Origin of the sequence: Pseudomonas sp. B3(2017) (genome assembly GCF_002113595.1) — a bacterium.
Classification (GTDB): domain Bacteria; phylum Pseudomonadota; class Gammaproteobacteria; order Pseudomonadales; family Pseudomonadaceae; genus Aquipseudomonas; species Aquipseudomonas ekonensis.
Genome location: NZ_NEIU01000006.1, coordinates 265,748 through 278,002 on the forward strand (window position 1 = coordinate 265,748; position 12,255 = coordinate 278,002).

10 protein-coding genes are annotated in these 12,255 nt (G+C 65.9%); 2 read left to right on the plus strand and 8 right to left on the minus strand.

The genetic code is table 11. The features are described from left to right. Window positions 1–19: 19 nt before the first annotated feature. A complete protein-coding gene (locus tag CAG33_RS11695) occupies window positions 20–883 on the plus strand; it encodes an HlyD family secretion protein (RefSeq protein WP_085638497.1) in 864 nt (287 codons plus the stop codon). 181 nt (window positions 884–1,064) lie between these two features. Here the strand turns inward: CAG33_RS11695 and CAG33_RS11700 are convergent, their stop codons facing one another. Both CAG33_RS11700 and CAG33_RS11705 read right to left on the minus strand, forming a co-directional pair. Beyond that, window positions 1,065–1,889, minus strand: coding sequence for an SDR family oxidoreductase (locus tag CAG33_RS11700; RefSeq protein ID WP_085578757.1), 825 nt, complete (start codon window positions 1,887–1,889; stop codon window positions 1,065–1,067). Window positions 1,890–1,934: 45 nt separating this feature from the next. Beyond that, window positions 1,935–2,399 (minus strand): multidrug transporter, encoded by a 465-nt coding sequence (locus CAG33_RS11705; protein ID WP_085578759.1) that lies wholly within the window; start codon window positions 2,397–2,399, stop codon window positions 1,935–1,937. Window positions 2,400–2,748: 349 nt separating this feature from the next. Here CAG33_RS11705 and CAG33_RS28250 point away from each other — a divergent pair, with 349 nt between their 5' ends. Then, window positions 2,749–4,272: a hypothetical protein gene (locus CAG33_RS28250; protein ID WP_139831350.1), complete on the plus strand. Its 1,524-nt coding sequence runs from the start codon at window positions 2,749–2,751 to the stop codon at window positions 4,270–4,272. A gap of 91 nt (window positions 4,273–4,363) precedes the next feature. On the opposite strand, the gene CAG33_RS11715 is transcribed toward CAG33_RS28250, so the two are convergent. From CAG33_RS11715 to CAG33_RS11740, 6 genes are all read right to left on the minus strand, one after another. Then, window positions 4,364–5,815, minus strand: a complete 1,452-nt coding sequence (locus tag CAG33_RS11715; protein ID WP_085578761.1) for a mannose-1-phosphate guanylyltransferase/mannose-6-phosphate isomerase — start codon at window positions 5,813–5,815, stop codon at window positions 4,364–4,366. Window positions 5,816–6,024: 209 nt separating this feature from the next. Further along, complete coding sequence (locus CAG33_RS11720) at window positions 6,025–6,681, minus strand: alginate O-acetyltransferase AlgF (protein WP_085578763.1); 657 nt, start codon at window positions 6,679–6,681, stop codon at window positions 6,025–6,027. 14 nt (window positions 6,682–6,695) lie between these two features. After that, window positions 6,696–7,871, minus strand: coding sequence for an alginate O-acetyltransferase (locus CAG33_RS11725; RefSeq protein WP_085638500.1), 1,176 nt, complete (start codon window positions 7,869–7,871; stop codon window positions 6,696–6,698). Between the two features lie 10 nt (window positions 7,872–7,881). Continuing rightward, window positions 7,882–9,447 carry an MBOAT family protein gene (locus CAG33_RS11730; RefSeq protein WP_085638503.1) on the minus strand — a complete coding sequence of 522 codons (1,566 nt, stop codon included), beginning with the start codon at window positions 9,445–9,447 and terminating at the stop codon, window positions 7,882–7,884. Between the two features lie 225 nt (window positions 9,448–9,672). Next, window positions 9,673–10,797: a mannuronate-specific alginate lyase gene (locus CAG33_RS11735; RefSeq protein WP_085578769.1), complete on the minus strand. Its 1,125-nt coding sequence runs from the start codon at window positions 10,795–10,797 to the stop codon at window positions 9,673–9,675. Between the two features lie 8 nt (window positions 10,798–10,805). Then, a complete protein-coding gene (locus tag CAG33_RS11740; RefSeq protein ID WP_085578771.1) occupies window positions 10,806–12,254 on the minus strand; it encodes an alginate O-acetyltransferase in 1,449 nt (482 codons plus the stop codon). Window position 12,255 lies beyond the last annotated feature (1 nt).

Below are 12,255 nucleotides of genomic sequence, written 5' to 3' on the forward strand. Positions count from 1 at the left end.
AACTCTGAAGAAGGTCTTGATGAAAAAGTTTTTCAGCCTGCTCGCGACCCTGCTGGTGCTGGCTCTGGCGCTGTGGATCGGCCGCACCTTGTGGGAGCACTACATGAACACCCCGTGGACCCGCGACGGCCGGGTGCGGGCGGACATCATCAACGTCGCCGCCGACGTCACGGGTGAGGTGGTCGATGTGCCGGTGCGCGACAACCAGTTGGTGAAGAAGGGCGACCTGCTGATGCAGATCGACCCCGAGCACTACCGGTTGGCGGTCAAGCAGGCGCAGGCCCTGGTGGCCTCGCGCAAGGCGACGTGGGAGATGCGCAAGGTCAACGCCCACCGCCGCGCCGACCTGGACAACCTGGTGATCTCCAAGGAAAACCGCGACGACGCCAGCAACATCGCCGACTCGGCCCTGGCCGACTACCAGCACGCCCAGGCGCAGCTGGAGGCCGCCGAGCTCAACCTCAAGCGCACCGAAGTGCGGGCGGCGGTGGACGGCTACGTGACCAACCTCAACGTTCACCGCGGCGACTACGCACGCATCGGCGAAGCGAAGATGGCCGTGGTCGACATGAACTCGTTCTGGGTCTACGGCTTCTTCGAAGAGACCAAGCTGCCCCACGTGCGCGTGGGCGACCGGGCCGACATGCAACTGATGAGCGGTGAAGTCCTCAAGGGCCATGTAGAGAGCATTTCCCGCGGCATCTACGACCGCGACAACCCGGAAAGCCGCGAGCTCATCGCCGACGTCAACCCGACGTTCAACTGGGTGCGCCTGGCCCAACGGGTGCCGGTGCGGATTCACATCGACGAGGTGCCGGAAGGGGTGCTGCTGGCGGCGGGCATTACCTGCACGGTGGTGGTGAAGCAGACCGACGGCCGTTGATCCGTTGTGTGGCGAGGGTGCTTGCTTCCGCTAGGGCGCGCAGCGGCCCTAAAAACGGGTCTGCTGCGCAGCCCGGCGGGAGCAAGCGCCCTCGCCACAGGGGACAGTAAGATGTGTTGATGAGCGCCAGGGCCGGGTCGACGGTCTGGGCCGGCCGGTTCGGCCATTTCGCCGGCCGCCGTCAGAGGCTTGCGCGCAACCCGAACCGCTTCATCAGCGTCGATTCCAGCAGACCCTTGGGCAGCCAGGTCGCCAGCAACGGCAACGCCCGGCTGCCGTTGCCGATGCGGATCAGCCGGGGCGGCTTGGCCTGCTGCACGGCCTTGAGCAGTTCGGCGGCGAAGTCCCGGGCCGGGGTCGGCTTGTCCTGGGATGCCTTGGCCCGCGCCCGGATCCCTTCGCGCAGCGGAAACCACGGCGACTGTTCGGTGATCAGTTGCTCGGCCTCATGCCCGGCGTTCTTGGCGAAGCTGGATTCGATGGCGCCCGGCTGAACCTCCATCACCCGCACGCCGAACGGCGCCAGCTCCATGCGCAGCGCGTCGCTCAGGGCGTGCACCGCTGCTTTCGAGGCGCAGTAGGCGCCGGCGAACGGCGTGACCAGCACACCCGACACGCTGCCGACGTTCACCACCAGCCCCTTGGCCCGGCGCAGCACCGGGAACAGTGCGCGGGTGACGCCGACGATGGAGAACACGTTGGTCTCGAACTGGCGCTGCATGGCCGCCACGCCGCCGTCGAGCAGCGGGCCCATGGCGCCGTAGCCGGCGTTGTTGATCAGCACGTCGAGGCCGCCGCGCTCGTGGTTGAGCCGCTCGCTCAACTGCTCCAGCGCCGCGCCGTCGTTGACGTCCAGCTGCACGGCGGTGAAGCCGGCGGCGCTCAGCGCGGCGACGTCCTCGGCCTTGCGCGCGCTGGCCCAGACGTCATAGCCGGCGGCCTTGAAGGCGTCGGCGAGGGCGCGGCCGATGCCGCTGGAACAACCGGTGATCAGTGCAACGGGCATGGCGCATTCCTTATGCAGAGGTGAAGGAGGCAGACGTGAAGGGGATCAGTCGGAGAAACTACCCTGCAACCGCTCGGCGCGAAACTCCAGGGTCTGCGGGCGGTAGCCGGGACGCAGCGGCGGCAGCGGCAGGCAGTCTTCCCAGTTGCCGCCGGGCTGCAGTTCGCCGGGGCCGCGGTAGCGCGGGGCGGTGTACTGGTTGTCGGCCAGGTTGACCGTGTCGCCCGGCGCATACGCGGCGATGCGCCAACGCAGCTCGGTCAGCGGCACGTCGTTGCCGTTGTTCATCTTGAGCTGCAACGGACGGTCGGCGGGACACTGTTCGGGGGCATAGGCGATGCGCAGCTCCAGGCGCGCCAGTTGCTTGACCTCGCGGTTGTCCAGCCACACCACCCACATCGCCACCAGCCCCAGGCCGACGGCCGCCGCCGCCGACACCGGCAAGGCCTTGGCGGGATAGCGCAGCAGCAGGATCAGCCAGGTGATGACCAGCAGGACGCCGATGAACATGTCGCGCAACCTCGCAGGGATGGAAGGCCATCCTACCTAAGCGTAGAGGGGGTTGGCGATTGGCAAGTGGTGTGCGGCGCCAGGTCCGGCCCCTTCGCGGGCAGGCCAAGGAGGCGGCATTCGGCCGAGATTCCCGGTGGGAGCCTGCCTGCTGGCGATGGCGCCGGTCAAGGCTGCGCAGGACCTGACCAGGAACGTTTCTCCGGGCATCGACCCGACGAAGAGGCTGGAACGACACCCCTTTCGGATCGACAACGGGAGCGCCACCGGTCGGGACTGTAATTTCTGACAGTGGCCGTCGCGGCGGAGCCGGTGTTGGATAGCGTACACGGCCGGTACCGGAGGACGTATGGGACGCTATCTTATCTGTTGGGCCTGTCTGCTGCTGGCAGCCTGCCAGTCCTCGACGCTCGACGGACTGTCTTCCGACCCTCGCTCGGCTTTCCAGAAGCAGGGCGAGGCCGTGGCAACGGCGCTGGCCGACCGGTACGCCGACACCCGAAAGGATTGCGGCAGCGCCTCGAAACCGGCGTTCCTGTGCGCCGGCATTCTGTTCCGGGGCACGATCCATTCCACCCAATACCACTTCTGGAACCCCAGCCCGATTGCCGTGGAGAAGGGGGGGCTGTCGTTTTCGTACCTGCGGCGCGACTCGCAGTACCGGCAGATCGATTCCACCTACGACCACGGTTTCGTTTTCCACCCGATCCTGGATACGCCGGTCGGCAAGCGTCACATCGAAGTGCTTTGCGTGTTTCCCATCGACGGCGCCACGTTCGACCGCGAAAACCCCGGCTGCGGTGCCCACCGCGCCTACCCGCAGCAGAGCCGGCGCTGCCAGTCGCAGGGCATCACCACCGCCGAGCAATGGATGGCCCACACGGTGCGGCCCGGCGTCGCGCAGGGCCACTACCAGTGCAGTTTCGATGTGCGCGACCAAATGAACGACGCGGCGGCGGACGCGTTCTACCAGGCCTTGCGCGTGATGACCCTGCACCAGGATGTGGCCTTCCACAGCCGCAACGAGCTGATGCTGGCGACCTGGCCGCAGGACATCCCCGGGGAGTTGCCGATCCAGGCGCTGTACTACACCGGCGGCGGCTTGACGTCGGCTCAGTACGACCAGCAGGACTTCTATGACCGCAGCGGACTGAGGCTGCCGATCATCCGCATCGAGCTGCCGCAGACGCCGGCGCACCAGGCGCGGTTCGTGTTCGATCCCGCCGATCAGGTGTTCGATCCGCAGAGCAAGGTCTTGCGGGTCGCTTCACTCACCGCCTCGCCTCAGGCCGATGCCTTCACCTTCGCGGCGGACAGCGGGTTTCCCCGCACCGGCTTCAGCGGTGCGCGCTACAGGCTGAACATGGCCGGCGGGACGCCCCCGTTCGCGTTCAGCAGCGCCGAGCCGGGCCGGGCCGAGATCGGCGCCGGCACCGGCGAGGTCACGCTCAGGGGGCATGGCCCGGTGACGTTCACCATCAAGGATGCCGGGGGCCAGAGCGTGCAGTACACGCAGCCCCAGGCGACGCTCTGGTTCACCGCGTTGGCGTGCCATATGGATTGGGCTTCGGCGGAGCGCTATGCGAACGGTCACGGCGTGGCGCTGCCCAGGCCGCCGGAACTCAACGGTGGCTACCTGCTGCGGTATCCGGGGGCGCTGTACCCGGAATGGGGCGACTTGGTGCGCGGGTACGGTTGGCCGACCGGGGCGTTCGACGCCGCCCACAACTACGACCGTTCGATCCCCGAGTACTGGACGGCTCAGGCTGCCTCGGCGGGAGACTACGCCACGGCGGCGGTCACCCTGGGCTACGCCCATCGGCGGCCTGCGGCCTGGCGGCTCTGTTCGGTGGCGGTGTCACGCAGCCCTTGAGCCCGCGGGGGGGCAGACGAAAAGCCCCCGCCTGGCCTGCCGCGGATAGGGGACGCAGCAGGTCGGACGGGGGCTTTTTGTCACAGGAAGGTCACTGTGCGATGGTCTTCACCGACACGCCGCGCTCGACCGGGGTGGAGCGGCCGTAGATGTCTTCGAAGCGTTCGATGTCGTCCTCGCCCAGGTACGAGCCCGATTGCACTTCGATGATCTCCAGCGGGATCTTGCCCGGGTTGCGCAGGCGGTGCACCGAGGCGATCGGGATGTAGGTGGACTGGTTCTCGGTGAGCAGGAACACGTTCTCGTCGCAGGTGACTTCGGCGGTGCCGCTGACCACGATCCAGTGCTCGGCGCGGTGGTGGTGCATCTGCAGCGACAGGCACGCGCCCGGCTTGACCGAGATGTGCTTGACCTGGAACCGGCCGCCCATGTCCACCGAGTCGTAGGAACCCCACGGACGGTAGACCTCGCAGTGGTTCTGGGTCTCGCTGCGGCCCTGTTCGTTGAGGGTGTTGACCATCTGCTTGACGCCTTGGACCTTGTCCTTGTGGGCGATCATCATGGCGTCCTTGGTTTCCACCACGACGATGTTCTCCAGGCCGATCACCGACACCAGCTTGCCGTTGCCGTGGATCATGCAGTTCTTGCTGTCCTGGATCACCACGTCGCCCTTGCTGACGTTGCCGTTGGCGTCCTTCTCGTTGACCTCCCACAGCGACGACCAGCAGCCGACGTCGCTCCAGCCGGCGGTCAGCGGCACCACGCAGGCGCGCTGGGTCTTTTCCATCACCGAGTAGTCGATGGAGTTGTCCGGGCAGCAGGCGAAGGTGGCTTCGTCGAAGGTGATGGTGTCCGGATCCTGGACGCTGCGCTCCAGGGTCAGCAGGCAGGTGTCGTAGATGTCCGGGTCGTGCTTTTTCAGCTCTTCGAGGAAGCGGCTGGCGCGGAACAGGAACATGCCGCTGTTCCAGTAGTAGCCGCCGGACTCGACGTATTCGGTGGCGCGCTTGACGTCGGGTTTCTCCACGAAGTGCGAGACGCGGCTGACGCCTTCGGGCAGCAGCGAATCGCTGACCGACTTGATGTAGCCGTAGCCGGTCTCCGGTTTGGTGGCCGGCACGCCGAACAGCACCATCTCACCGTTTTCCGCCGCCACCGTGGCCAGGGCCAGGGCGCGCTGCAGGGCTTTGCGGTCTTCCAGCACGTGGTCGGCGGGCAGCACCAGCATCAGCTCGTCGCGGCCCTCGTTGACCAGCATCATCGCGGTCAGCGCCACCGCCGGCGCGGTGTTGCGGCCGAACGGCTCCATCAGGATGCGCTGGGCCTCCAGGCTGCGGTTGGCCAACTGCTCGTTGACGATGAAACGGTGCTCCTTGTTGCAGACCACGATGGGGGTGTCCATGCCGTCGAACACCAGGCGCTCGACGGTCTGCTGGAACAGGGTGTGTTCGCCGGTCAGGGCGAGGAACTGCTTGGGGAACTGCTTGCGCGAAAGCGGCCAGAGACGGGAACCGCTACCACCTGACAAGATCACCGGAATCATAATGTTTACTCCATAAAATCAATTGGGTTAGAGCCACGAACCTGCGTCGTTTCACTCTTGTTGTTGTCTCGTGTCCGAATGCCCGCCTCGGTTCCTGTGGGAGCTGGCTCGCCAGCGATCGCATCACCTCGGTGTATCTGCGCAACCGAGTTGTCCGCATCGCCGGCAAGCCGGCTTCCACAGGGATTCGGGTCAGTTCGGGAAATGTGTCAGCGGGTCGACACCGGGCGCTTCACCCACACCGGCGACAGGCTGCTGCCCGTGCCGGTGACGTACAGCACCGCCGCTTCGCCGCGCTCCAGGGCGACCGGCTTCACGTCGCCGACCTTCTTGTCGCCTTCGTACAGCGCCAGGCTGACCTTCACCGGGTTGATCTCGCGTTCGCCGCGGCCCTTGGCGGCCACGTTCGGCACCACCTCGGTCTTGCCGTCGGCGGTTTTGAGGGTCAGCGGCTTGTCGCTGAGGTTCTGCACGCGCACCAGGGATTTCTGCTTGTTCTTGAACGGCGGCTCTTCGATCAGTTGCGGCGCACCGGAGGCGTTGTTGACCAGGGTGTAGTAGTGGTCGCCGGCCAGTTTCACCGGCAGGGTCTGGCTGCCGACCTTGGCGCTGTAGTCGCCGCCGGGCATGAAGCTGAAGTCGCTGCTGGCCAGCGGGGCGACGTCGCTCAGGCTGGTGCTGCCGACGGTGGCGCTGACTTCGGCGTTGCTGGCGTTGTAGACGCGCACGAAGGTCGAGCCTTTGGGCGCGGTCGGGCCGTAGAGCGCGGCGTCGCCGCCGGCGAATGCCTGCACCGACAGCACGCTCAGGCCGGCGACCAGGGCAAGGCGTTGGGCGAGACGACGCGGAGTTGGAGTGAAAGTCATGGTGTACCTCTCTTTCAGTTTTGCGCCCGGTCGGGCGTCTCGGATGAAGTGTTCACAGCTACGTTCTGTTGGCGCGCGCCGGCTTGTTTGAGCTCTGCGACCCACTGCGGGTCGGCGTCGCCGATTTCGTTGTTCACAGGCAGATATCGTTCAGGGAACTCCCAGATCAGCACCTGGGGCGGGCTGTTCTTGAAGTCGTCGCTTTTCAGGTAACTGAGCATCGGCAGGATCGGGCCGTGGCCGTCTTCGGCGTAACTGACCACGTCGCTGTTGAGCGCCTGCTTGAGCGCGCCGACGAAGTTCCAGTTGGGGTTGGCGCTGTAGCTGGTGCCGATCAGCGCCACCGGCACTTCGCGGCTGGCGAACAGGGCGTCGTCGCCGGCCGGCTGCGCGTCGGCGGCCACGGTGTTGCGCTTCTGCAGCGGCTCCTTGGCCGGCATCAGGTTCTCGAACAGCGGATCCAGCGGCAGGAACAGGCGCAGGTCGCCCTTGTGCGTGACCTGCTCGGCCGGCGTGGTGACGAAGCGCTGCGGCTCACCGCTGAGCGGGAACTTGTCGGCGATGGTCTTGGCCAGGGTGTCGGCGGCGATCTCGGCGCCTTCAGGGGTCCAGTGGGTGTCGGTGCGCAGGAACACTTGCTGACCGTTCTGCTTGGCCTTCTGCAGCGGGCCGAGCAGGTCGGGGGCGAGGATCTTGTCCGCGGCGACGCGGGCGTGGAAGTCCTGATACAGGTTGGCGTGGATGCTTGCCGGCTTCACTTCGCCCAGGTGTTCCGGGTACAGGCGCACCTTGGCCGGCACGATGGCCATCACCAGTTTCACGCCTTTGGCTTTCAGGGTCTGGCGCACGCCTTCGACCAGCGCGTAGTTGCCTTGCAGGTTCAGCTCTTCGTTGACGATCGGGTTGAATTCCTCGTCGCTGTACAGCCACTGGTCACGGCCGAGCACCACGCCCGGACGGCCTTCGTTGAACAGTTTGAAGTCCAGCGCGGCCCACAGGTTGGTGCCCAGGCGCTTGATCGGAAACGCGTCGTCGTAGTGGGTTTCCACGGCTTTGGTCCAGCGGCCGTTGAGCACCGTGGCGTCGGCGTTGGTGCTGAAGCCGAAGAAGCTGCGCAGCGACCACAGGCCGAGCACCAGCAGGGTCAGCAGAAACAGGGCGATGTAGAACATGCGTAATGAGCGGGTCATGGCAGATCCCTCAGAACTGGAAGTAAAGGAACGGCGAGAAGCTCTGCGCCGAGAGTTTGAGAATCGAGGCGATGAACAGCAGCAGCACCAGGGCGCGCATCGCGTAGCGTGGCCAGTCGGCGCTCCAGTAGGCCGGCTGCACTTGGGCGGGCGCGCCGACGGTGTAGCCGGGCTCGCGGATGGCCGCCGGGTTTTCGCCGGGGGCGGCCTTGATCAGGCCGGGCTGCGCGCCGGCCGGGCCGTCTTGCCCGGCGTCGGCGGCAGGTTTGGTCTTGACCGGTGGCGTGCTGGTGTACAGGTCGCGCAGGCCGAAGAACGCCAGGGTTGCGTACGCCACCACCAGGGTCGCCACTTGCAGGCCGGTGAGGCTGGCGCGGTTGAGTTCCGACAGCGACCAGTCGCCGAAGCTGAACATTGCGCCGTACATGCGCCCGGCCACGTGCAGGTTCTCGGCGCGGAAGATCACCCAGCCCATGACCACGAGCAGGAAGGTCAGGGCCCAGCGGACCGGATTGAGGCGGCGCGGCGAGGTGTTGATGCCGAGCATTTTCTCGATCGCCAGCCACATGCCGTGCCAGGCGCCCCAGACGATGTAGGTGATGTTCGCGCCGTGCCACAGGCCGCCCAGCAGCATGGTGAGGAACAGGTTGCGATAAGTCATCAGCGTGCCGCGGCGGTTGCCGCCCAGGGTGATGTACAGGTAGTCGCGCAGCCAGGTGGACAGGCTGATGTGCCAGCGCCGCCAGAACTCGGTGATCGACTGGCTGACGTAGGGCTGCTTGAAGTTCTCCATGAAGCGAAAGCCCATCATCAAGCCCAGGCCGATGGCCATGTCGCTGTAGCCGGAGAAGTCGAAGTACAGCTGCGCGGTGTAGGCCAGCGCACCGAGCCAGGCGTCGCCGGTGGTCGGGTGCTGCAGGGCGAAGCAATGGTCGGCGACCACCGCCAGGGTGTCGGCGATGAACACCTTCTTGATGAAGCCCTGCATGAACCGGGTGCAGCCCTCGGAGAACTTGTCGAGGGTGTGGGTGCGGTGGTTGAACTGGTCGGCCAGGTCACGGAAGCGCAGCACGGGGCCTGCGATCAGGTGCGGGAAGATCGCCACGAACGCCGCGAAGTCGATCAGGTTGCGGGTGGCCGGGGTGTCGCCGCGGTACACGTCGATGATGTAGCTGATGGACTCGAAGATGTAGAACGAGATGCCGATCGGCAACAGCACGTGGGTGAGGATGAACGGCTCCAGGCCGAACGACGTCATGATCGCGTTGAGGCTGTCGACGCCGAAGTTGGCGTACTTGAAGTAGCCCAGGATGCACAGGTCCACTGCCACGCCGAGCAGCAGCCAGCGCTGGGCCGGCTTGCTCCTCACGCCGGCGGCGCCGACCTTCAGGCCGATCCAGTAGTTCCACAGGGTGACACCGGCGAACAGCGCCAGGAAGTCCACCCGCCACCAGGCGTAGAACACGTAGCTGGCGATCAGCAGCAGCAGGTTGCGGTAGCGTTGCCCGCTCAGGTAGTACAGGCCGAGGAAGATCGGCAAGAACAGGAACAGGAACACGTTGGATGAAAAGACCATCCCGGTTTCTCCATGTTTGAAGCCACAGTCAAGGGCCAAGGCCCCCCCAAACCCCCCACGAAAAGTCCGGGGGATGTATTGCATCCAGATTCACCGCAACCCTTGTGGGCGCTGGCTTGTCGGGTCGCCGCACCGCAGCGATAGCGTCGGGTCAGTCGACATCAGTGTTGAATGTCAGATTGCAATCGCTGGCAAGCCAGCTCCCACAGGGGTTCGTGTTCTGCCTTACGAACCCTTGTTGCCCTTCTCGTGCGACGGGTCGTAGACCTTGGTCAGGTCGCCGCCCAGGCGGAAGGTCTTGAACGGCTGCATGCCGTGTTTCTTCTCCAGCACATCCGGCGCACAGGCGTAGAGGCTGCAGAACGGTTCGAGCCAGGCGAATTTCATGTCCTCCTTCAGGTCGGTCATGTCCTGCTTCTTGCCGTTCTTCGCCTCGAAGGCGTCGGGATCCTTCACGCCGGCCAGCACCCGGTCGCCCAGGCGCTTGAGGGCGCCGTTGTTCTCCTGGCGCAGATCCACGCCGTTGACCTGGGCGAAGCTGGCGATCATCGCCAGCGGCGGCAGGGCGTAGTTGTGGTACGCCAGGGCGCGCTGCTGGCGCTTGAGTTCGTTGGGCAGGTAGCCGTCGGCGTCGACTTGGCCGGCGCCGACCTTGTATTCCTTCACCGCCCAGTCGAACAGGTCGCGGCGGTCGGTGGCGATGGCCGTCGCCATCACCGACCACGCGGCCCAATAGGAGTGGTTGTTGGTCTGCGCCAGCGGCAGGTTGTCCCAGTCGCTCACCACCTGGTCGGCCAGTTTGCCGAACCAGGCCTCGATCTCCCGGGCCTCCTGCTGATGCTGGGCCAGCGGGTGCGAGTCGGAGAACTTCAGGCGGATGTACGAGGACGCCATGCTGCCCAGTGCCCATTTGCGCATCGACTTGCCGGTGTGGTTGAAGTCCTTGGACATCAACGCATCCGCCCGTGCCCAGGACGTCAGCCAGTTGAGCGTGCAGTCGAGCTGCTCCGGGCGACCGTCGCGCATGAACTGCATCACCCGCTTGGCGGTGCCGCGCTCAAGCTTGGTGATGTCGGCGGTGCTGTCGCGGAAGGCTTTCTCCGACTGCACGTTGAGGGTGGCGCGGGCCTTGTCCGAGCCTTCGTACTTGCTGCGAAACTGCAGCGGGCCGGTGTAGGGCGCCGGCATGGCGTCGCAGCCTTCGCTCTTGTCGCCGGTCTTGAACTTGTCCACAGGTGCGAAGTAGCCCTGGGGCGGACGCAGCGGCGCGGCGGCCTGGGTGGCCCCGGCGAACATCGCCAGGGTCAGCAGGGACGGCGCAAGCAGGTGTTTGATCGTTCGGTTTCGCATGGCAGACCTCATTGCCCGAGCTGGGCGGTTTGCGGCCCAGCGCCCGGGAATACGTTGCGTTTGCAGATTTTCGCTTCGACCTTCTGCGGCTCGGCGCCCGCGTCCGGGCCCTGGACTTCGACGGCCAGCAGGTTCTGCGTGGCCCAGTCCTCGTCCGTGCGCAATTCGAAGGCGAAGCGCCCGTCGGTGTCGGAGGTTTCCGGTTTCTCGATCTTGATGTCCTCGTGGCGGCCGTTCATGTACCAGAGGGTGGCGTGCAGGGTCTTCACCGAAGTGTCGGCGAATCGGATGTCGACCTGATGGCCGTTGTTCTGCAGGTTCAGGTTCTTGCTGTTGACCAGCAGTTCGTTCTTGCCCGGCTTGAGCGTCGCGCTGGCGCTCATCTGCGCGTCCTTGCCCTCGCAGCCGTTGTCCAGCAGCGCCATCATCTGGCGGTAGATGGTCTCCTGGTCGAGGCGGTACAGCGGCGAGAACTCCCAGATGAGGATCTTGGGCGGCGACTTCTGGAACTCGTCGCTGCCCAGGTACTGCAGCATCGAGCCTTCCAGGCCGCCGCCGGGGAACGCGACGTTGAGGATGTCGGCGCCGATGGCCTCTTCGAGGAAGCCGGCGAAGTTGTAGTTCTTGCCGCTGTGGGAGGTGCCCACCAGGGTGATCTGCGGGTTGCCGCTGTCGCCGAACAGGTCGCCGTCGCCGGCCTCGCCCTTGGGCTCGGTGGTGAACTGGTCCATGTACTGGATCGCGTAGCTGGTGCCGCACAGTTGCCCGGCCATGTTGTGCAGGGTGCCGGTCTTGCCCATGCGCCCGGAGCGCTTGGTCTCGAACTCGCGCTTGGGGATGTCGGCGAAGGCCGGGATCCGCTTGACCTGCTCGGCGACGATCTTCGCCGTGCGCTGGGCGCCGTAGGGCGTCCAGTGCTGGTCGCCGCGGAAGTAGAAGTCGTGGGCCGGCAGGGTCTCGGGCAGCGATTCGTTGGTGAGCGGCGACAGGTCCGGCACCACGTAGCCCATCTTGGCGAAGCGGCCGAGCATGGTCTTGTAGTTGCCCAGCGCCTTCTCGTAGTCGAAGGCGGCCTTGTCCTGCGGGTTGAGCTTGTTGCGGTTCACCAGGCCACGGGTCGGCTGGTAGACGATCACCAGTTCCACGCCCTTGCTCTTGAACGCATCGTGCAGTTGCTGCAGGCGGCGGTAGCCGGCGGGGGTGGTGTCGAACTCGGTGCGCAGGTCTTCCCGGGTGCGGAACAGCCAGTCGCCCTGGGCCTGCACCAGGGTGGTGAAGTTCTGCTGGTAGCGGGTGGTGTAGTTCTTCGGGTCGTGGGCGGCGGGGCACAGGCTGCAGCACGGCTCGGCGGTGAACGCGGGGGCTTGGGCCTGGTCCGCGCCGGCGCCGTCGCTGGCCGCCAGGATGCCCACGGTCAGGGCCGACAGGCTGAGCAGTTTGATCAGGTGTGGGTGCATA

Excerpts from the sequence above, each read along its gene's own strand:
- CAG33_RS11735 (WP_085578769.1), bottom strand. The coding sequence starts at position 10,797 with ATGCGAAACCGAACGATCAAACACCTGCTTGCGCCGTCCCTGCTGACC.
- CAG33_RS11740 (WP_085578771.1), bottom strand. The coding sequence starts at position 12,254 with ATGCACCCACACCTGATCAAACTGCTCAGCCTGTCGGCCCTGACCGTG.
- CAG33_RS11725 (WP_085638500.1), bottom strand. The coding sequence starts at position 7,871 with ATGACCCGCTCATTACGCATGTTCTACATCGCCCTGTTTCTGCTGACC.
- CAG33_RS28250 (WP_139831350.1), top strand. The coding sequence starts at position 2,749 with ATGGGACGCTATCTTATCTGTTGGGCCTGTCTGCTGCTGGCAGCCTGC.
- CAG33_RS11705 (WP_085578759.1), bottom strand. The coding sequence starts at position 2,399 with ATGTTCATCGGCGTCCTGCTGGTCATCACCTGGCTGATCCTGCTGCTG.
- CAG33_RS11695 (WP_085638497.1), top strand. The coding sequence starts at position 20 with ATGAAAAAGTTTTTCAGCCTGCTCGCGACCCTGCTGGTGCTGGCTCTG.
- CAG33_RS11715 (WP_085578761.1), bottom strand. The coding sequence starts at position 5,815 with ATGATTCCGGTGATCTTGTCAGGTGGTAGCGGTTCCCGTCTCTGGCCG.
- CAG33_RS11720 (WP_085578763.1), bottom strand. The coding sequence starts at position 6,681 with ATGACTTTCACTCCAACTCCGCGTCGTCTCGCCCAACGCCTTGCCCTG.
- CAG33_RS11700 (WP_085578757.1), bottom strand. The coding sequence starts at position 1,889 with ATGCCCGTTGCACTGATCACCGGTTGTTCCAGCGGCATCGGCCGCGCC.
- CAG33_RS11730 (WP_085638503.1), bottom strand. The coding sequence starts at position 9,447 with ATGGTCTTTTCATCCAACGTGTTCCTGTTCCTGTTCTTGCCGATCTTC.